We start from the raw sequence: 19006 nt of genomic DNA, 5'->3' as shown, positions 1-19006 counted from the left end.
ATCCGAACGCACGAAATCTAGTAGCCGGGACAGCGCACACGTTACGCGACGGGTTCGCGGGCGAGACCCATGGCGCGCAGCGCCGAGGCAAAGGCGGCCAGCCGCTGCTCGCGATAGGCGGCGAGGTCGACGCCTTCGTAATTCATGAACCCCTGCCCGGTCTTCATGCCGATGCGCCCCTCGCGCATATTCGTCGCGATGATAGCAGGTGCGGCGTAACGGCTGTCGCCGAGCGCCTCGACCAGATAGCGGCTGGCATGATGCAGGATATCGCCGCCGCCCCAGTCGATGAATTCGAGCAGGCCCAGCACGGCGAAGCGGAAGCCGAAGCCATAGATGACGGCCTTATCGATATCCTCCGCCGAGGCGACGCCCTCCTCCACCATACGGGCGGCTTCGTTCATGGCCAGCGACTGAATTCTGGGAACGATGAAGCCCGGCCGCGCCGCGCAAACCACCGGCACCTTGCCGATGCCTTCGAGCAGCGCCTTCATCCGCGCCGTAACTTCCGGCGCGGTGAGCCGCCCCGGCGACAATTCGATCAGCGGCACCAGATAGGCCGGATTGAGCCAATGCGCGTTGAGGAAGCGGCCGGGGTGCTCAATCGATCCGGAGAGATCGTCGACCAGTATCGTCGAGGTGGTCGAGGCAATGATCGGGCGCTCGCCTGCTAACCGCGAGGCCTCCGCCAGTGCCGCCTGCTTCAACTCAAGAATCTCCGGCATCCCCTCGAAGATGACATCACATCGTGGCAGCGCCGCAGCCGCCTCTTGCCGGGGCACGATCGTGACCCGGTCGGCGATTGTGGGCACAAGCTCCGGCGGCAGCAGATCGATCCGCGAGAGAATTTCGAGCGTCGAGCGGATCTCCGCCTTGGCCTCCGCCGCTAACGCCTCGAATGCTGCCGCTTCCCGTTCCTTGAAGTCGACGACGACAACCTGATGGCCGGCGAACGCGAATACGACGGCAATGCCGCGCCCCATCCGCCCGGCGCCAAGACACCCGATCATCGGTTTCATCTGAAGCCCTCGACCAGGAGATTTTGCAGTGCGGCCCGATCGAGATCGCCGAGGCCGAGCGAGGACAGGCTGCGGCCCGTCACCGCAAAGTCTTCGCCGGTAATCGCAGAGCCGATCGCGAGGAACGCCTTGACGAGCGGCGTCTGCACGCCGACGAGACCTGCTACTGAAGCGAGGAACGACAGGCCGAGACGCAAATCTTCCAGCATATAACGGTGCTCGACAAGAATGAGCCGCTCGGACCAATCGCCGGAATCGGTAAGCTGGTCGTGCGCGTCGCGCGCATACATCCAGGGTTCGCCGTCCTTCGAATAGTGGTTGGCAAGAGGGAAATGCGGCGCTCCATAGCCAAGCGCCTCGCGAATGGCGATGCGTTCGGCATCGAGCGCGTCCGTGACGCGGCGGATCGCCGGCTGGGTGCCTTCCTTGTGGATGTCCCACTTCTCGAAATGTTCAATCGGGCCGGCGTTCATGGTGATCAGCGGCGGATGAATGATCGGGCCCGCATTCATCAGCGCGCCCGACAACGCATCGCCGCATGGCTCGATGGCGTTCGGAAATGCGCGTTCGATCACGCTGAGCGCATGTTCGGCCAGACGCTGTGGAAACACCCCGGTCGGCAGCCGCGCGCCCCGGCCCGAGATGCGGACCGCATAGGGGCCCTGCTTGCGCGCGAGCCACGGCAAGGTCCCGGTCTCGGCGGTTGCGATCTCCGCGCGGTTGCCTGCGTCGCGGGCGGCACGCGCGAAGATGTAGGAGCCGAACGTGCCGGGCGGCAGAAACACGACCTGGCCGTCGCGCAAGCGCGGCGCGGCCAGCTTGGCGATCGATCCTTGCGCGAAGGCTGGCGCCGGACACAGGATGAGATCCGCGGCTTCGATGGCTTCCGCGATCGACGACGTGATCGCCGCGAGCCTGGCATCACGGCGGCCGGACCGGTCGATCACCGTTATCGTACCGCCCTCCGCCCGATGCGCCTCGACGTCGGCAGGATTTCGCCGCCACAGCCGGACTTCGTGACCGGCCAACGCAAAGTCGCCGGCCGCCGCGAACGAACCGTTCCCCCCACCCAACACTGCGATTTTCAAAATGACCTCCAGCTTCGTTGTCGCCCGGTTCGGTATCGATGCGCCATCTCTCGACGTGCATCGGAAATCGTTATGCGGGATTCACCTTGAGGTTCTTCTCCTGCCACGCCGCCCAGGTCGGCCGATCAATCTGGAACAGGTCGCTGGAGCGCGCGTACCAGCCGCTGCCGTGCATACGCGCGATCAGGTGCAGCGCCTGCGTATCGATATGGCAACGCTCTTTGTCCAGGATCACGGCATCGTCGATATGGGCACGGAGCACGCGGCCGATGACGGCGGTTTGCCGGGGCCCCGTCACCAGCGACGTGAGGACGCGGCATTCGAACGACACGGGCGATTCCGCGATGCGTGGCGGACGCACGGCCTGCGAGGCAGCCGGCGTCAATCCGGCGAGCTTCAGTTCGTCGATCTCCGGCGGCGCATCGATGCAGGTGATGTTCATCGCCTCGGCGTTGCTCTCGGCGACGAGGTTCACGACGAATTCCCCGGTATCGAGGATGTTCGCCGCCGTGTCCTTGAAGCGTTCCGAGCCCGCAAGAAGCCCGATCGCGACGGTAGGCGGCTCATGCCCCATCACGTTGAAGAAGCTGAAAGGCGCGGCATTGATCACGCCGCTTGCGGAGAGCGTGGTGATCCAGGCGATCGGCCGCGGCGTCACCGTGGCCGTCAGGATCTTGTAGCGATTCTGCGCTTCCAGCGTCTCCATGTCGTAGATCATGGCGGCCTCTCAGATCGCCACCACCGGATGGCGGAGCCGGCCGATGCCGGTCACTTCGGCTTCCACGATGTCGCCCGGCCACAGCCATTCCTGCGGAGAGCGCCCGGCGCCGACGCCTTCGGGCGTGCCTGTCGCGATGATGTCGCCCGGCTCCAGCGTCATCGCGGCTGAAATGTCGGCGATCAGCAGCGGTACCTTGAACAGCATGTGACGGGTGTTGGAGCGCTGCTTCTCGACGCCGTTCACCGTCAGCCAGAGGTCGAGCGCGTGCGGATCGGTGATTTCGTCTGCGGTGACGATACACGGCCCGAACGGCGCGTAGGTGTCCTGCCCCTTGGAATAGATCCATTGGCCGGCGCGGCGATTGTCGCGGGCGCTGACGTCGATCATCACGCTGTAGCCGAACACGAAGCCGAGCGCATCCGCCTCCGACACGCGCCGCGCCGTCCGTCCCATCACCACCGCAAGCTCGACTTCCCAGTCGAGTTGCTGCGTGATCGCCTTGTTGTGATGGATGGCTTCGTCCGGTCCGATGACGCTGGTCGGCGGCTTCGAGAAGATGACGGGCTGTTTCGGCAGGTCCTTCGCCGTGTCGAGGGCGCGCGACGATTCCGCGACGTGCTCGACGTAGTTCAGGCCAATGCCAAAGATGTTCTTGCGCGGACGCGGGATCGGCGCCAGCAGCCTGACATTCGCCAGCGGCAATGCGGCGCCGACCGGCCAGCCATCCTTGCCTTCGTTCAATACCTTCTTGAGCGCCGCCAACGCCGGCGGTCCGAGATCGATGAAATCGAGCATCGATGACGGAAGGGAAACCCCGGCATGCTGCCCGGCGTCCTCGACGTCCACGACCAGATCGTCGACAACCGCGCCAAGACGGGCAGCAGCCTCGATCGTGCTGCGATAGGTAACAAGACGCACTGCTGCTCTCCTAGGATACGAGCGGCTGGCGGCCGCCATTGTCACCGAACGCTTCCTCGCGGTAGAGGCCGAGCGCCTGCATCACCGGCAGGTCATTGAAGGTGAAGAGGCAGGCATCCTCGCTGGCTGAGCCATTCACATGCTCGTGCCAGGCCCAGGACGGAACACAGAAAATGTCCCGCTCCTTCCAGTCGAATCGCTTGCCGTCGATGATCGAGTGACCGCGTCCCCTGGCGACCTGATAGATGAAACTGCCGGTGTGACGGTGCGCGCGGGTGCTCTCGCCCGGCCGCAGCATCTGCATCGATGCGCCGATCGTCTGCATCACCGGCCCCCCGGTCACCGGATTCACATAGTTCATGAGCACGCCGTCATACGGCGAACCATCGGTGGCCTTGCCGTAGCGCTGCAGCGCCTCGTACGTCGGGCCCCACTCATATTTCAGCAACGGCGAGTATCCCTTCGACCATTCGGCGCCGGCCGGACGCAGGCCGGGGCTTCCCCAGGCGTGCGTCATATCGTCGACGGGATATCCGACACTCTGCTGCAGGTCGGGGTGAACCACATAGAAGTTGGCTTCGAGCATGTTCACCAGGGGAATGTCGAGGCCGTCCTGCCAGATGCAGGGCGTGCCGTCGCTGGAGACGCCGTGCTCGTGCCAGGTGCCGTTCGGCGTCAGCACGAAATCGTTGGCGCCGAGCGTCATCTTGTGCCCGTCGACGATGGTATAGGCGCCCTCGCCTTCCATGATGAAGCGAAGCGCGGAGGCCGAATGGGCGTGGGCGGAAGCGACCTCGCCCGGGTGCATCACCTGCAGGCCGGAATAGAGCCAGCCGACCGCGGCAGCGTGGTCACGCCGGCCAGGATTGTTCAGATAGATGACGCGACGCCCGGCCTTTTCGGGCGACACCAGTTCAACGGAGCGTAACACGTGCGCGCGGAGATCCTCATAGCGCCACAAGACCGGCACGGAGGATGATTTTGGCTGCCAGGGCTCGATCTTGTTCGCGACTGTCCACAGCGCGCCCGCTTCCAGCCTTTCAAGTTCGTCGTAATAGGCGAGCAGCTCCGGCGTATCCTCGACATTGGCCCGCCCGGCCACGTCTTCCCGGTGGTTTTCACGAGCTTTCGTTGCCATGTCGCCCTCCTGCAGCTGGCGCCGTATCCGGCTTTGCCTGTCAATTCATCTAGTCAGGTATCATCGCAATCGCCTGTATCTCGACCTTGGCGCGATCCTCGACCAGCCCCGATACCTGCAGCGCCGTCATGGTCGGAAAGTGACGGCCCATGACGTTGCGGTAGACCACGCCGATTTCCTTCAGGCGTGCCGAATATTCCTTGCGGTCGAGCAGGAACCAGGTCATCGACACGATATGCTCGGGCGCGGCGCCGCCGGCGCGCACGACCGCATCGACGTTCTTCAGCGTCTGGCCGATCTGCGCCACCAGATCGTCCGACTCGAACTGGCATTGCTCGTTCCAGCCGATCTGGCCGGCGATGAAGATCATCTTGCCGCGCGCAGCGATGCCGTTTGCGTAACCGCTCGGCTTGGCCCAACCGGGCGGCTGCAAGACTTCGAACATTCTTAACTCCCGTAGCAGGACGCGACCGAACCGCCGTGCGGCTAGATCGCCTTCAGGACGTCGCGCCCGATGATCAGTTTCTGGACTTCGGTCGCGCCTTCATAGATGCGCAACGCGCGAATTTCGCGATAGAGCTGCTCGACGATCTCGCCCGAGCGCACGCCGCGGCTGCCGAACATCTGCACGGCGCGGTCGATCACCGCCTGCGCGGCTTCGGTCGCAACCATCTTGGCCATCGCCGCTTCGCGCGTCGTAGACGCCTTCTGCACGTCGCGCCGCCATGCCGCCCGATAGGTCAGAAGCGCGCTGGCATCGACATCGGCGGCCATGTCGCCGAGGGTAGCTTGCGTCAATTGCTGGTCGCCCAGCACGCCACCGAACATCCGCCGGGTCTTCGCATGCGCCACGGCCTCATCGAGCGCGCGGCGGGCAAAGCCCAGCGCGGCGGCTGCGACCGATGCACGGAAGATGTCGAGCGTGCGCATCGCGATCTTGAAACCTTCGCCCGGCGAGCCCAGCAGCCGGCCCGCCGGGATCCGGCAACCTTCAAAGCGCAACGTCGCCAGCGGGTGCGGCGCCATCACGTCGATGCGATCAGCAATCGAGAAACCGGGATCGTCCGGCAGCACCACAAAGGCCGAAATGCCGCGCGCACCCGGCGCCTCGCCGGTTCGCGCGAATAGCGTATAGACATCGGCGATGCCGCCGTTGGAAATCCAGGTCTTCTCGCCATCCAGGATGTAGCGGTCGCCTTCGCGTCGGGCGCTGCAGGCCATGGCCGCGACGTCGGAACCGGCCTCTTTCTCCGACAAGGCAAAGGCAGCGACCCATTCGCCGCGCCGCGCCTTCGGCAACACCAGCGCGCGCAGTTCGGGCGAGCCGGCAATCGCCACCGCCCCCGTGCCGAGCCCCTGCATCGCAAAGGCGAAATCGGCGAGCCCGCTGTGCCAGGCCAGCGTCTCGCGGGCGATGCAAATCAGCCGGGAATCGATCACCGCATCGGGCTGGTCGCCCGCCACGGACGCTTCCAGCAATCCGGCGGCGCCAAGCCTGCGGACCAGCGAACGGCAGGTTCCGTCGACGTCATGGCCGTGCGTATCGCCAAGGTCGGCGGCAAATGCATCGAGCGCGGCGGCGTATTCGCTGTGGCGGGAATCGAAGAATGGCCACGCGAGATGTTCGCGCGACGGCCCGCGTAATGGCGAAACCGGAGTCATACTTGTCTCCCGCAAAGGCCGCTTTTCGCGCACGCCGCCAGAAGCAGCGCGCCCCAATAATGTTTCATGGCTAAAATATCCTGTCAAGCGAGCCGCTCACCTATCGGAAGCGCGATAGCTGTGCACGAAGCCTGCGAAACAGGCTGAAAACCGCGCAAAAATGCTTGAGCGGCGCTTTTGCGGCCTGTGAACCCGCAAGCCCGATTGACATCATTTTTGTTTGATGTCTAAAATTATATTCGGTCATCCGGGAGTTCCGGACCGAGGCCTTGGAGGCGAGCATGGCAGAACGCTCTTTCGCGCGCGAGGTCGAGGACCTCAAGCTCGGCGCCGGCCAGGAATTTCGCGGTGAAGGCATCCTCGCCATCACCAAGGCCTTGCTCGAATGCGGCGTCAGCTATGTCGCCGGCTACCAGGGCGCGCCGATCTCGCATCTGATGGACGTGCTGTCGGACGCCCAGGATATCCTGTCCGACCTCGGCGTGCATTTCGAATCCAGCGCCAGCGAGGCGACCGCCGCTGCGACGCTGGCCGCCTCGGTGATGTATCCGGTTCGTGGCGCGGTCACCTTCAAGGCCCCCGTCGGCATCAACGTCGCGTCCGACGCGCTCGCCAACCTGACGTCGGGCGGCGTGACCGGCGGCGCGCTCATCATCATCGGCGAGGATTACGGCGAAGGCTCCTCCATCATGCAGGAGCGCTCGCACGCCTTTGCGATGAAGTCGCAGCTCTGGCTGGTCGATCCGCGGCCCAACGTGGCCTCCATCGTCAAGGCCGTGCACGATTCATTTGAGCTGTCGGAAGCGTCGAATACGCCCGTGATGCTGGAGGTGCGGATACGCGCCTGCCATGTCCATGGCCGCTTCGCCACCCGCGACAACGTCCGCCCTGCCTTTCCGCTTTCCCGCGCGCTGGATCAGCCGTCGCGCGACACCAACCGCATCGTGCTGCCGCCGGCCTCGTTCCTGCACGAGAAGGAGAAGATCGAGCAGCGCTGGCCCGCCGCGGTCGAATTCATTCACGCGCGCGGCATGAACGAGACGTTCGACGGCGACATCGACGATATCGGCATCATCATGCAGGGCGGCATGTACAATGGCGTCATCACCGCGCTGCGCGAGGCCGGCCTTGCCGACATCTGGGGCGAGACGCGGGTGCCGCTCTATGTGATGAACGTGACCTACCCAATCGTCGACCGCGAGGTGATCGACTTCTGCCGCGACAAGAAGGCCGTGCTGATGGTCGAGGAAGGCCAGCCCGAATTCATCGAGCAGGCGCTGCACAAGATCCTGCGCAACGCGGACATTCCCGCCAAGCTGCACGGCAAGGACCTGTTCCCGATGGCCGGCGAGTACACCGCGCAGGTGATGGGCGAAGCGATTGGCGCCTTCATCCGCCGCTGGCGGCCGGATGCCTTGTCGGATGCCGCGCGCGCACCGAACCTCGACCGCACCGAGGTCGATGAGAAAATCCGCGCACTGGCGACCGTGGTGCCGCCGCGTCCGCCGGGCTTCTGCACCGGCTGTCCGGAGCGGCCGATCTTTTCCGCGATGAAGCTGGTGGAAAAGGAGCTCGGCCCGCACCACGTCGCCGCCGATATCGGCTGCCATCTGTTCTCGATCCTGCCTCCGTTCAATATCGGCGCCACCACCATGGGCTACGGGCTCGGCCCGGCGTCGGCCTCCGCCTTCAACGTGCCCGCGGGCAAGCGCCCGATCTCGATGATGGGCGACGGCGGCTTCTGGCACAACGGGCTGACCAGCGGCGTCGGCAACGCCGTCTTCAACCAGCACGACGGCGTGATCGTCGTGGTCGACAATTACTATTCCGCGGCGACCGGCGGTCAGGACATCCCCTCCTCGCGCGCCGACAACCGTTCGCGCTCGACCAAGCATCCGATCGTCGAGGCGGTAAAGGGCGTCGGCGCCAAATGGGTGCGCCAGATCGATCGCACCTACGACGTCTCGCGCATGCGCGACACGCTGCGTGAGGCGCTGACGACGGAGGAGAAGGGCCCCAAGATCATCGTCGCCTCGTCGGAGTGCATGCTGAACAAGCAGCGGCGCGTGAAGCCGCTGGTGGCGGCGGCCGCCAAGCGCGGCGAGCGCATCGTACGCGAGCGCTTCGGCGTCGATGAAGACGTCTGCTCCGGCGACCACGCCTGCATCCGCCTGTCCGGCTGCCCCTCGCTGTCGGTGAAGCCGACCAGCGATCCGCTGAAGGACAATCCGGTCGCCGTCGTCGACAATAGCTGCGTTGGCTGCGGCCATTGCGGCGAGGTCGCGGACGCAGCCGTCCTGTGTCCCTCCTTCTATCGTGCCGACGTCGTTTCTAACCCGACCGCATTCGAAGCCCGGCTCGACCGGCTCTGGCAGCGGATGATCGGCGCGTTGCAGCGCTGGCGGGCGGGACGGCGGATCATGTTCGAGCAGGAGGCGGCATGAACGTCTCGGTCGCGCCCTCCTCCGTCGGCCTCAGCCAGGCTCGCCCCATCACCGTCGCGGTGCTAGCGATGGGCGGCCAGGGCGGCGGCGTGCTGGTCGACTGGATCGTGGCACTGGCCGAACGGCGCGGCTGGTTCGCGCAGTCGACCTCGGTGCCCGGCGTCGCCCAGCGCACCGGCGCCACGATCTATTACATCGAGATGATCGCGCCTGACGCCGGCAAGCCCGACCGTCACCCCGTGCTGTCGCTAATGCCGGCGCCGGGTAAGGTCGACATCGTGATCGGCGCCGAATTGATGGAAGCCGGCCGCGCCATCCTGCGCGGATTGGTCTCGCCCGACCGCACGCTGCTGATCGGCTCCTCGCATCGCTCGTTGGCGGTGATCGAGAAGACCGCGCCCGGCGACGGCACCGCCGATGCATCGCAGGTCTACGAGGCGGCCAATGTCGCCGCCAACCGCTTCATCGCGTTCGACATGGCCGAGATCGCCGAGGCCACCGGCAGCGTGGTCTCCTCGGTGCTGTTCGGCGCCCTTGCCGGCTCGAACGCCCTGCCCTTTGCCACCGAGGATTTCGAAGAAACGATCCGGGCTGCCGGTGTCGGCGTCGATGCCAGCCTGCGCGCCTTCACTGCCGGCCGCGAACGGGCCGTCGCCACGCTCAAGCAGGATCCGAAGATCAAACCCGCCGCGAAGCCGCCGCTCGCCAAACGCTTTCCGCGCCTCGAACCGATCGGCCATGCCGGCTATGATCCACTGGTCGCGCGGGCGTGGCAATTGCCGCCGGAACTGCATGGTATCGTCGCCGCCGGCCTGCAGCGCGTCGTCGACTATCAGGACGTCGCCTATGGCGGCGAATATCTCGACCGGCTGGAAGCGATGCCGCGCGAGGCCACCGGGTTGATGCAGGCGTTTGCCAAATATCTCGCTGTCGCGATGGCCTATGACGATGTGATCCGCGTGGCGGATCTCAAAACGCGCGCGGGACGGTTCGACCGGGTGCGCCGCGAGGTGCGGGTCGGCGATAGCCAGGTTCTCGCCATCACCGAGTTCTTCCATCCGCGGATCGAGGAAATGGCGGGGCTGCTGCCGCCGTTTCTCGGTGAGAAGGTCGAGCGCAGCGAACGGCTCGCCCGGCTGATCGATCGGGGGCGGAAACTGCGCACGACCTCGCCGTTGGCGTTCCTTATGCTGTACGGCGTCGCCGGCCTGCGCCGCTTCCGCCGCCGCACGCTGCGCCACGCCCGCGAGATGCGCCATCTCGACCAATGGGCACAGCGCGTCAGAAAATTCGCATCAAGCGATGTCGCGCTCGCAACCGCCGTGTGCGAGGCGCGCCGTCTCGTCGGCGGCTACTCGGACACGCATTCCCGCGGCGAATCGAAGTTCGACAAGGTCATGCTTGCATCAGAACGCCTAGCCGGCCGGCCCGACGCCGCCGAATGGGTGCAACGGCTGATCAAGGTCGCACTGAAGGACGCCGACGGCACCGAGCTCGACGGCGCGCTGCGCACCGTCGAGACACTGTTTGAGGACGCCTGAGGATGGATCAATTCGAAGTCGTGGTGTCGAAGGCCGAGGCGCTCACGCCGCGCATCCGTGAGTTCGTGCTGGCGCGCGCCAACGGCGCGCCGATGCCGGGCTGGGCCGCTGGCGCCCATATCGACATCCACCTGCCCGATGTCGGCCGGCGCTCCTATTCGCTGATCGAGACCGCATCGCCCCGCGCCTCCGAACATCCGACCGCCTATCGCATTGCCGTGTTGCAGGAAAGCAAGAGCCACGGCGGCTCCACCTTCATGCACGGCCTCAAGGCCGGCGATCGCCTGACGATCTCGCCGCCGGCGAACAATTTTCCGCTTCATGCGAGCGCCGGCGAAGTCGCACTGGTCGCTGGCGGCATCGGCGTGACGCCGCTGCTCACCATGGCCTGCGAATTGAGCGCGGCAAAGCGACCGTTCTCGTTCTATTACGCCGGACGCAGCCGCAGCGAACTCGCCTTTCTCGGCGACATCGAGCGGCTGACCGGCGCCGGCGCGACCATCCATGCCGACGAGGAAGCCGGCGGCTTTTTCGATCTCGAAGGCCTGATGAACCGACTCGCCCCCGAGGTGCCGCTCTATCTCTGCGGCCCGTTGCCGATGATCGAAGCCGCAATCGCGCTGGCCAAGCGGATGAACTGGCCGCAGGGACGGCTGCATTTCGAAATCTTCAGCGCCCCGGAAGAAAAATCCGGCGATGCCAGTTTCGAGGTCGAACTCAAGAGCAGCGGGCGCGTCTATGAGATTCCGGCCGGCAAGACCATCCTCGATGTGCTGATCGAGGCCGGCGAAGACCCGATCCATGACTGCAGGCGCGGCGATTGCGGCATCTGCCAGACCGCTGTGATCGAGGGCATCCCCGATCATCGCGACTACATCCTGAGCGACAGCGAGAAGGCGTCGAACAAGGTGATGCAGATCTGTATATCGCGCGCGAAGACCAAGCGACTCGTGCTCGACCTGTGAAGGAGGAACGCATGCCCCGATATGCCGGCGATGCCGCGGCGCTCCGCGCCCTGGTCCGCGACCAGGAGGTTCACCGCGACGTCTATGTCAGCGAGGAGGTGTTCCAGCTCGAGATGGAGCACATGTTCCCGAATAGCTGGGTCTATGTCGGCCACGACAGCCAGGTCCCCAACGCGGGCGACTATTACGGTACCACGATCGGCACGCAGCCGATCCTGCTGGTCCGCCACACCGACGGCACGGTGAAGGTGCTGCACAACCGCTGCCCCCACAAGGGCACGCGCATCACCTCCGAGACCTGCGGCAACACCGGAAAATTCTTCCGCTGCCCCTACCACGCCTGGAGCTTCAAGACCGACGGCTCGCTGCTCGCGATCCCCCTGAAGAAGGGCTACGAGAACACCGGCTTCGAGCAGAGCCACGCCGCGACCGGAATGGCGCCGGTGCGCCATGTCAGAAACTACCGCGGCTTCGTGTTCGCCAAGATCAACGACGGCGGCCTCGACTTCGAGGAGTTCTTTGGCGAAAGCCTGTCGAGTTTCGACAACATGATCGATCGCTCCCCAGTCGGCCAGCTCAAGGTCGCCGGCGGCGTGCTGCGCTACATGCACAATTGCAATTGGAAGATGCTGGTCGAAAACCAGACTGACACCTGCCATCCGATGGTGGCGCATGAATCCTCCGCCGGTACCGTGGTCGAGGTCTGGAAGAAGGCACCGCCCGGCACCAAGAAGCCGATGGCGGTCGAGATCATCGCGCCCTTCATGAGCCCGTACGAGTTCTTCGAGAACATGGGTATCCGGATCTGGGATAACGGCCACGGCCACACCGGCGTGCACCACTCGATCCATTCCGACTATTCGGCCATACCGGGCTATTTCGAGAAGATGACGGCGGCCTATGGCGAGAAACGCGCCAAGGCGATCCTCGGCGAAAACCGGCACAACACCGTCTATTTCCCCAACATCATGATCAAGGGTCCGATCCAGTTATTGCGGCACTTCAAGCCGATCGCGGCCAACAAGACGCTGGTGGAATCCTGGACATTCCAGCTCGTCGATGCCCCGGACATGCTGCTGGAGCGCACGCTGATGTACAACCGCCTCATCAACGCGCCGACCTCCATCGTCGGCCATGACGATCTCGAAATGTACGAACGCGCGCAGGAGGGCCTGCACTCGAATGCCAATGAATGGGTGAACCTCCAGCGCCTCTACAGTCCCGATGAAGCCGGGCAGACCAACGTGGCGGTCAACGGCACCAGCGAGTGGCCGATGCGCCACCAGTTCCGGGCCTGGACCAAATTCATGACGATGGGGATGTGACATGAGCATGGTCGCTGAAGCTCCCCTGAAAAATGCGGTTCCCACTGATCAGGAATTGATCGACTTCGTGGTCCGCGAGGCGCGGCTGATCGACCAGCAGCGTTTCGACGAATGGCTCGATCTCTACGCCGACGACGCCTACTACTGGATGCCGCTGGAATGGAATCAGACCGATCCGCGGCTGACCTGCTCGCTGATGTACGAGGACAAGCTGCTGCTTTCGATCCGGGTCGAGCGGCTCAAGGGCGCGCGCACCTTCAGCCAGAAGCCGAAGAGCCGCTGCCATCACGTGCTGCAGACACCGCAGGTGGACTCACGCGACGCCGCCGCCAACAGTTATGTCACCTGGACCCCGATGCATTATGTCGAGACGCGACTGGAAGAGCAGACGCTCTATGCGGCCTGGGCCACGCATCATCTCAGCGTCGAGAACGGCAAGCTGAAGATCAAGCTGAAGCGTGTCGACCTGATCAATTGCGATGCTGCCTTCGGCAACATCCAGCTCTTCATGTGAGGTGAGATGCCCGCGCTTCCCTACACGGCAATCGTCAGCGGCGGCAATACCGGCATTGGTGCTGCGATCGCCCGCGGCTTCCTCGCCGACGGCTACGACGTGATCTCGCTGTCACGGCGCAAACCCGACTGGAGCCATCCCCAATTCATGTCGTACGAAGTCGATTTGCTCGATGCGGCGGCGACGCGGCAGGTGGCGTCGGAAATCGCGGCGAAGGCTGCGATCACCCATGTCGTACATAATGCTGGTGCGATCCGAGCGAAGCCGCTGGAAGAGGTTGTTGACGAGGATGTCGGCGCATTGGCGCAACTGCATTTCGGGGCAGGGATTGCGCTGGTGCAGGCGGCGCTGCCGAGCATGAAGCTGGCCCGCTTCGGCCGCATTGTGCTGCTGTCCTCCCGCGCCGCACTGGGAGCCACCACACGCACTGTCTATTCGGCGACCAAGGCAGGCATCATCGGCATGGCGCGGACCTGGGCGCTGGAGCTTGCTCCATACGGCATCACCGTCAACGTCGTGGCCCCCGGCCCGATCGCGGACACCGAGATGTTCGGAAGCGTGATGTCGCCGGACTCCGAGCGCGCAAAAAAGCTCGCGCAATCGATCCCGGTCGGCCGTCTCGGCGAGTCCGGCGACGTCGCGCGTGCCGTCAGTTTCTTCAGTTCACCGGATGCCGACTTCATCACCGGACAGACCCTTTATGTCTGCGGCGGAGCCAGCATCGGGTCGATTTCCATCTAGCATCGCGAGACGCCAGCCATGGATGCCACAGTCAAACGAAAGGCCAGATCCCCGAAGGGCGCTCGCGTGCAGCCTTTGCGGCCGGTCGAGCCGGCGCATGAATCCGACGGCGCGCATCTCGAACTGCGCATCTGGCTGCGGCTGCTCTCCTGCGCCACCCGGATCGAGAAGGCGCTGAACGCGCGGCTACGCAAGGAGTTCAACACCACGCTGGCCCGCTTCGACCTGTTGGCGCAGCTCACGCGCAAGCCGGAAGGCGCGACCATGTCCGAGGTCTCCGAACTTCTGATGGTCTCAAACGGCGCCATCACCGCGCTGGTGCAGAAGCTGGAAGCCGACGGCTTCATCCATCGCGAGGTCGATTCCGAGGACCGCCGCACGTTCCGTTTGCGCCTGTCGCAGGAAGGCGCCAAGGAATTCGGTCGGATGGCGCGCCGGCACGAGGAATGGGTAATTGCCCTGATCGGCGAATTGTCGCCGGTCGCACAGTCGGACCTGCTGCAACATCTGACCCTGCTGAAGCGCCGCCTCGACAAGCACACCTGAGGCGGACGCTCCGCGCCGGAGCCGGATTACACCAGAAAATCGTGATGATGATTGACCGGCGCGACCTTCTCGACGAAATCGAGGATCTGGTCGAATGTCTGATGCGCGTTCTTCGCCAGCGTAACGTCGTGACCGGCATTCTTGACGATAAGCTGCTCGAAATCCGACGAATTGGAATAGAACGCGCGTTCGGCTGCAAGGGTTGACGGATCAGTCTGAAACAGGAGGTCGTGATCGCCGACGACTTCCAACACCGGGGCCGTTATTCCGACTGAGCGCGCGGGATCGAGCGCGAACTGAAAATTCAGCTCGGCGCCGGTGCCGGTGCCAATGTGCGAAGCATCCCAGCCAAGGATGTCGCGCGAGGTATGGCCGACATCATAGAACATGTTCCGGTTGTCGACGGTCAGGTATCCATCGGGCTCCCCCGCCGCCGGGTGGATGCTGTTGATGAATTCACCTGCACCGGCCGGGTTGACCTCGTGCCGAAAGCCCGTGAGCACCAGGGCATCCGCGTCGTTGTAGATGCCGGCCTCGGTTTGCACGATGGCCGATCCCACGGAATGGCCGACAAGAATGACCTCGGAGAACCCGTAGCTGCTCAACGCACCGCTCTTGATCGACTGAATGATCTGATGCAGCTCGTCGGCCTGGTTCTGTATCGATGTCAGATCCGCCGGCGGATTGTCGCTCGACCCCTGTCCCAGCCGGTCGAGGTTCAAGGTCGCATATCCGGCGCGGTTGGCCGCATCGACGAATGAATATTTGCCGTCGCCGACCGGAGGATCCCAATATTCGTGGTCGTAGGAAAACCCGGACACCAGGATCAGCAACGGCCGTCCCTGGGTCGGCCCGGGCGAATCCAGCACCGCATGCATGTTGAAGTCGCCGGACGTTGCCGTCGGAGAAACCGAAAGAACCAGGTCCTTGTGAACGGCGCAGTGGTCGCCGTGGCCGCGGAAATCCCAGTGGTGATCGGCATCACCCCAGCGGAAAAAGCCATCATCCGACCTGACATCGTCGTCATGTCCCTGGCCGCGAAGGCCGTTGGCCAACTGCTTTGAACCCGCCATGAGGTCGCCCTTTCGATCCAGTTACGAATGAACTTCATCATCCCGCTTGTTGCGGCGATGATGGACGTGCTCTCCCCTTGCGCCCCCGCATGCGAGGCGCATCTGTCAGGCGCTGCGATGTCAGCGATGTGCGCCGTGCTTGACGCTTTGGACCGTATGTTCCAAGCTATTCGCCGCCTATCCCTGTTTTCAGGGATACCCGGTGTCTCGTTGATGGCATGAGGCGGTGATGGCGATCTCGCTTTCCGATCGAGAAGTGACGCTGCTGAGGCGGGTCAGCGAAGGGCTGCTGCAGCCGTTGCGCGCCGACTGGCTGCAGACCGCACCGGACCTCGCTTCGGACTTGCAGCGCCTGCTGTCGATGGATTTCATCGGCACGACGCGATGGAATCCGCGCACCGGCCATTATGAGAATGCAGCATGCACCGGACGAGGGCCGGACATGGCGCGCGTTTACGTCGAGGAATTCCAGCGCTGCGATCCGATCTCACCGCGCCTGCGTCCGCGCCGCGGTCCGACGCCGATTTATTCAGTCATCAATCGCGCCGAGCTCGAGCGCACGCGGTATTTCAATGAATTCCTGCGGGTCTACCAGACGACGGACGGCATCGATCTCCACCTCTATGACGGTGAGACCAATGTCGGCGACTTTCGCTTCTGGCGCGCGCCGGGCGGCATCCCGGTCGGGTCTCGCGAGGTGGCCTTGCTCACGTTGCTGCAGCCGGTTCTGCTGTGCGCGACCAGAAGTCTGTATAATCGGACCAGCACAGCGGTGAGCTGCGGCTTTCCGCAACTCACGAGCCGGGAAAACCAGATCGTCACGCTCGTCGCCCGCGGCTCGACGGACCGCACCATCGCTCATGATCTCGGGATCAGCTATTGGACCGTCCGGACTCATCTGGATCATATTTTCGAGAAGCTCGAGATACCCAATCGGGCAGCCCTGATCGCGCGTGTTCACCGCGAGCAGGCATGAGGAAAACCCGCAGACGTCGGCATCTGCCCCCGCTTAAGCGTCACCGCGACAAGCACGCCTGACGCGGATGCCCGGTAGCGGCACTGCAAATCCCAGCGATGACGCGCCAACAAGATGCAGTCTCGGGTTGCATATAGGCGGAAACCGGGCTACAGGGCTGCACCGCAACTGCATGACTGGAGGCGACCATGTTTACGACAACGCGCTTCCCGGGTTCGACGCGCGATATTTAGCGCCGGCTCCGGGACACGATCCCGGATGAGATCCTAAAAATTTTCAACTGAATCCAGTCTGCCGCGGGTCTTTGGTCCGCGCTTGCGGAATTTTTGTCATGACCTCGATTCTCGTGCTGGCCCCTCGCCGGAGGGCCGGGCGTTCCGATCTGCTGGAACGTCGGCTTCGGCGCTATCATCCCCGCTTCCAGGCCGCGGTGCGTGCGCTGGCGATGCGGCACTCGCGCATTGCGGACCTCGCCGCGAGCTTTCCTGCGCTGCTCTTTGCGCTGGCCGTCCCGCGACCCGGATTCGATCCGGCGTTCGCGCTTGCGCGCGTGATCGACGGTGCCGGCCTCGCCGAAGCGGCCGCGGCCGCCCAGCTACCGATGTGGCTACGGAAGCTATCCCCCGAGGCGTTCGCGCGTCCGATCGCGCGACTGCCCGACGGTGAGCTGTTTCGCCGGCAGATCGCGAACCACTTGCCGCGCTCTCCAAAGCTTGCGTCGACCTGGCTTCAGGTCGTGGCCGATGTTGCCGAGCTTGCGCATGAGCCGGCAACGCTGTGGATCGCGCGCGNGTTTGCCGGGGAGCCGCGCCGGGTAAACCCCGCGCGGTTGCGGCTCGTCAGCCTCTGGGCGTGGTTTTCGGTCCAACCGGCAACATTCGGACGCGAATTGATCAACCGTCCATGGACGCCAGACATGCGCATTGGCGCTGCCCTTGAGGCTGCGGACGACTGGCGAACGACGATCGATTTGCATGTGAACCTCGGCCCTCAGCCGATCGACGACATGTGGCTCCAGGGCGGTCGGATGGCTGGCTACGATTTCCTTCCTTTGAACTCGATATCCGCTATCATTGAAGAGGCGGACGCCATGCGAAATTGCCTCCGCACCTATGGCTACCGGCTGGCGTACAATCGCTTGCGGCTGTGGAGCGTACGGCGAAATGGCGAACGCGTAGCTACGCTGAGCGTTGGCTGCCGCTCTCGCAATCCACTACCTGGTATCATCGAACTCGAAGCCGCCGGAAATACGGCTGTATCGCGTGAGCTGTGGTGGGTGGCGCGCCAGTGGCTTCACATGCATGATCTGTCGCAGATTAACATCGAGCGGCGCAATTGGGACACCGCGCCGCTCGATCGTACGACCTGGCTATCACTTTGGCGGCCATACTGGCTCGCCAAGCGCCGTATCCCGCAATGGCTGCCAATCGCGCCGTCGCGTTTCGCACTTGGAGATCTATGAACCGCGCCCGCCTCGCGGCGTTGCGAGCCTGTGTTTGAAGAACGCCAGTATCTCGTCGCGTGCCGCGATCGTCGGCTGGCCGGCCTCGTCGATCAGGTGCGCGGTGACGACGCTGTGCGGCGTGGTCACGTGGCGCGCGAAGAACGGCGCGAGATCGGCATTCGCCGCGCTGTCCGGCAGCACCCGGCCGATGAAGCGGTCACCGAGCGCTTCTGTGTAGGCCGCGAAGCGTTGCGCCATGCAGAACTTGTCGCCCTCGAAGCGATACGCCATGACCGTCAGATCTTCCCGTTCGAGCCGCTCGCGGACGCGCCTAACTTCGTCAGGCGCGATTTCGATGCCAGCCGGATCGTTCAGCGGGAGCGACGGCTGCGAGAGCACCGGCGCCAGCATCGACGGCTCGAGCATCATGGTCAGCGCGAAATTTCCGGTAAAGCACATCCCGATGGCGCCGACGCCGGGACCGCCACACTCGCCATGCGCAAGCCGCGCCAGCGACCGAAGCCACTTCGTCACCGGGCTGGATTGGTTGGAGGACAGAGCGCGAAACTCCGCGCTCACGCAGGCGCGCTGAAAGATCGCGGCCCCCTCCTCCGCCCCTGGAACGGCGCCGTCGCGGCCGAACAGCGACGGCATGTAGACGGTGAAGCCGGCGTCGCGGACCCAGCGCGCAAACCGCGCGACATGCGGGCTGATACCCGGCATCTCCGTCATCACGATCACGGCCGGCCCCGTGCCGGCGACGTAGACGGCTTTGGTGACACCATCCAGCGTGATGTCACGCCGCGTGAAATCCTCGAGCGGGTCGTCCTGCTTCATGGACCGTTTCGGCATCGGCGCAATTCCTTACTCACGAGAGGACGTTTTCGGGTG

At 64.3% G+C, this 19006-nt stretch carries 17 protein-coding genes; 8 read left to right on the top strand and 9 right to left on the bottom strand.

The features are described from left to right. Positions 1-41: 41 nt before the first annotated feature. The 7 genes from CQ14_RS14210 to CQ14_RS14180 form a co-directional block, all read right to left on the bottom strand. Positions 42-1019: a 3-hydroxybutyryl-CoA dehydrogenase gene (locus CQ14_RS14210; RefSeq protein WP_082649851.1), complete on the bottom strand. Its 978-nt coding sequence runs from the start codon at positions 1017-1019 to the stop codon at positions 42-44. Then, the gene (locus CQ14_RS14205) at positions 1016-2107 is read right to left on the bottom strand and encodes an NAD/NADP-dependent octopine/nopaline dehydrogenase family protein (RefSeq protein ID WP_057858483.1); all 1092 of its coding nucleotides are present in this window, start codon (positions 2105-2107) and stop codon (positions 1016-1018) included. Before CQ14_RS14205 ends, CQ14_RS14210 begins: the two co-directional genes overlap by 4 nt. A gap of 70 nt (positions 2108-2177) precedes the next feature. Then, complete coding sequence (locus CQ14_RS14200) at positions 2178-2825, bottom strand: flavin reductase family protein (protein ID WP_057858482.1); 648 nt, start codon at positions 2823-2825, stop codon at positions 2178-2180. A 9-nt stretch (positions 2826-2834) separates the two neighbouring features. Next, complete coding sequence (locus tag CQ14_RS14195; RefSeq protein ID WP_057858481.1) at positions 2835-3746, bottom strand: fumarylacetoacetate hydrolase family protein; 912 nt, start codon at positions 3744-3746, stop codon at positions 2835-2837. A 10-nt stretch (positions 3747-3756) separates the two neighbouring features. Continuing rightward, positions 3757-4884, bottom strand: coding sequence for a cupin domain-containing protein (locus CQ14_RS14190; RefSeq protein ID WP_057858480.1), 1128 nt, complete (start codon positions 4882-4884; stop codon positions 3757-3759). Positions 4885-4933: 49 nt separating this feature from the next. After that, positions 4934-5329: a RidA family protein gene (locus tag CQ14_RS14185; protein ID WP_057858479.1), complete on the bottom strand. Its 396-nt coding sequence runs from the start codon at positions 5327-5329 to the stop codon at positions 4934-4936. A gap of 41 nt (positions 5330-5370) precedes the next feature. Further along, positions 5371-6546: an acyl-CoA dehydrogenase family protein gene (locus CQ14_RS14180; protein WP_057858478.1), complete on the bottom strand. Its 1176-nt coding sequence runs from the start codon at positions 6544-6546 to the stop codon at positions 5371-5373. A 281-nt stretch (positions 6547-6827) separates the two neighbouring features. On the opposite strand from CQ14_RS14180, the gene CQ14_RS14175 reads away from it, so the two are divergent. The 7 genes from CQ14_RS14175 to CQ14_RS14145 are packed head-to-tail and all read left to right on the top strand — an operon-like array spanning position 6828 to position 14622. Further along, the gene (locus tag CQ14_RS14175) at positions 6828-8990 is read left to right on the top strand and encodes a thiamine pyrophosphate-dependent enzyme (protein ID WP_057858543.1); all 2163 of its coding nucleotides are present in this window, start codon (positions 6828-6830) and stop codon (positions 8988-8990) included. Next, positions 8987-10531, top strand: coding sequence for an indolepyruvate oxidoreductase subunit beta family protein (locus CQ14_RS14170; RefSeq protein WP_057858477.1), 1545 nt, complete (start codon positions 8987-8989; stop codon positions 10529-10531). Before CQ14_RS14175 ends, CQ14_RS14170 begins: the two co-directional genes overlap by 4 nt. A gap of 2 nt (positions 10532-10533) precedes the next feature. After that, positions 10534-11496: a PDR/VanB family oxidoreductase gene (locus CQ14_RS14165; protein ID WP_057858476.1), complete on the top strand. Its 963-nt coding sequence runs from the start codon at positions 10534-10536 to the stop codon at positions 11494-11496. A gap of 11 nt (positions 11497-11507) precedes the next feature. Continuing rightward, complete coding sequence (locus CQ14_RS14160; protein WP_057858542.1) at positions 11508-12821, top strand: aromatic ring-hydroxylating dioxygenase subunit alpha; 1314 nt, start codon at positions 11508-11510, stop codon at positions 12819-12821. 1 nt (position 12822) lies between these two features. Then, positions 12823-13335 (top strand): aromatic-ring-hydroxylating dioxygenase subunit beta, encoded by a 513-nt coding sequence (locus tag CQ14_RS14155; protein ID WP_082649850.1) that lies wholly within the window; start codon positions 12823-12825, stop codon positions 13333-13335. 6 nt (positions 13336-13341) lie between these two features. Then, positions 13342-14076: an SDR family NAD(P)-dependent oxidoreductase gene (locus CQ14_RS14150; RefSeq protein WP_057858475.1), complete on the top strand. Its 735-nt coding sequence runs from the start codon at positions 13342-13344 to the stop codon at positions 14074-14076. An 18-nt stretch (positions 14077-14094) separates the two neighbouring features. Further along, positions 14095-14622 (top strand): MarR family winged helix-turn-helix transcriptional regulator, encoded by a 528-nt coding sequence (locus tag CQ14_RS14145; protein WP_082649849.1) that lies wholly within the window; start codon positions 14095-14097, stop codon positions 14620-14622. A 26-nt stretch (positions 14623-14648) separates the two neighbouring features. On the opposite strand, the gene CQ14_RS14140 is transcribed toward CQ14_RS14145, so the two are convergent. Next, the gene (locus tag CQ14_RS14140; RefSeq protein ID WP_057858473.1) at positions 14649-15695 is read right to left on the bottom strand and encodes an alpha/beta hydrolase; all 1047 of its coding nucleotides are present in this window, start codon (positions 15693-15695) and stop codon (positions 14649-14651) included. Positions 15696-15924: 229 nt separating this feature from the next. Here CQ14_RS14140 and CQ14_RS14130 point away from each other — a divergent pair, with 229 nt between their 5' ends. Next, positions 15925-16671, top strand: coding sequence for a helix-turn-helix transcriptional regulator (locus CQ14_RS14130; protein WP_057858471.1), 747 nt, complete (start codon positions 15925-15927; stop codon positions 16669-16671). A 1456-nt stretch (positions 16672-18127) separates the two neighbouring features. Here CQ14_RS14130 and CQ14_RS14120 read toward each other — a convergent pair. Further along, positions 18128-18967 carry a dienelactone hydrolase family protein gene (locus CQ14_RS14120; protein ID WP_057858469.1) on the bottom strand — a complete coding sequence of 280 codons (840 nt, stop codon included), beginning with the start codon at positions 18965-18967 and terminating at the stop codon, positions 18128-18130. Positions 18968-19006 lie beyond the last annotated feature (39 nt).

The sequence above is a fragment of the Bradyrhizobium lablabi genome (assembly GCF_001440475.1).
Classification (GTDB): Bacteria; Pseudomonadota; Alphaproteobacteria; order Rhizobiales; family Xanthobacteraceae; genus Bradyrhizobium; species Bradyrhizobium lablabi.
Note: the sequence above shows the minus strand (reverse complement) of the source record. Positions and strands in the feature narration are given on the sequence as shown.

Bases quoted from the DNA above. Each gene is read 5' to 3' on its own strand.
- CQ14_RS14170 (WP_057858477.1), top strand. From the start codon at position 8,987: ATGAACGTCTCGGTCGCGCCCTCCTCCGTCGGCCTCAGCCAGGCTCGC.
- CQ14_RS14140 (WP_057858473.1), bottom strand. From the start codon at position 15,695: ATGGCGGGTTCAAAGCAGTTGGCCAACGGCCTTCGCGGCCAGGGACAT.
- CQ14_RS14150 (WP_057858475.1), top strand. From the start codon at position 13,342: ATGCCCGCGCTTCCCTACACGGCAATCGTCAGCGGCGGCAATACCGGC.
- CQ14_RS14155 (WP_082649850.1), top strand. From the start codon at position 12,823: ATGAGCATGGTCGCTGAAGCTCCCCTGAAAAATGCGGTTCCCACTGAT.
- CQ14_RS14200 (WP_057858482.1), bottom strand. From the start codon at position 2,825: ATGATCTACGACATGGAGACGCTGGAAGCGCAGAATCGCTACAAGATC.
- CQ14_RS14160 (WP_057858542.1), top strand. From the start codon at position 11,508: ATGCCCCGATATGCCGGCGATGCCGCGGCGCTCCGCGCCCTGGTCCGC.
- CQ14_RS14175 (WP_057858543.1), top strand. From the start codon at position 6,828: ATGGCAGAACGCTCTTTCGCGCGCGAGGTCGAGGACCTCAAGCTCGGC.
- CQ14_RS14190 (WP_057858480.1), bottom strand. From the start codon at position 4,884: ATGGCAACGAAAGCTCGTGAAAACCACCGGGAAGACGTGGCCGGGCGG.
- CQ14_RS14210 (WP_082649851.1), bottom strand. From the start codon at position 1,019: ATGAAACCGATGATCGGGTGTCTTGGCGCCGGGCGGATGGGGCGCGGC.
- CQ14_RS14145 (WP_082649849.1), top strand. From the start codon at position 14,095: ATGGATGCCACAGTCAAACGAAAGGCCAGATCCCCGAAGGGCGCTCGC.
- CQ14_RS14165 (WP_057858476.1), top strand. From the start codon at position 10,534: ATGGATCAATTCGAAGTCGTGGTGTCGAAGGCCGAGGCGCTCACGCCG.
- CQ14_RS14120 (WP_057858469.1), bottom strand. From the start codon at position 18,967: ATGCCGAAACGGTCCATGAAGCAGGACGACCCGCTCGAGGATTTCACG.
- CQ14_RS14130 (WP_057858471.1), top strand. From the start codon at position 15,925: ATGGCGATCTCGCTTTCCGATCGAGAAGTGACGCTGCTGAGGCGGGTC.
- CQ14_RS14180 (WP_057858478.1), bottom strand. From the start codon at position 6,546: ATGACTCCGGTTTCGCCATTACGCGGGCCGTCGCGCGAACATCTCGCG.
- CQ14_RS14185 (WP_057858479.1), bottom strand. From the start codon at position 5,329: ATGTTCGAAGTCTTGCAGCCGCCCGGTTGGGCCAAGCCGAGCGGTTAC.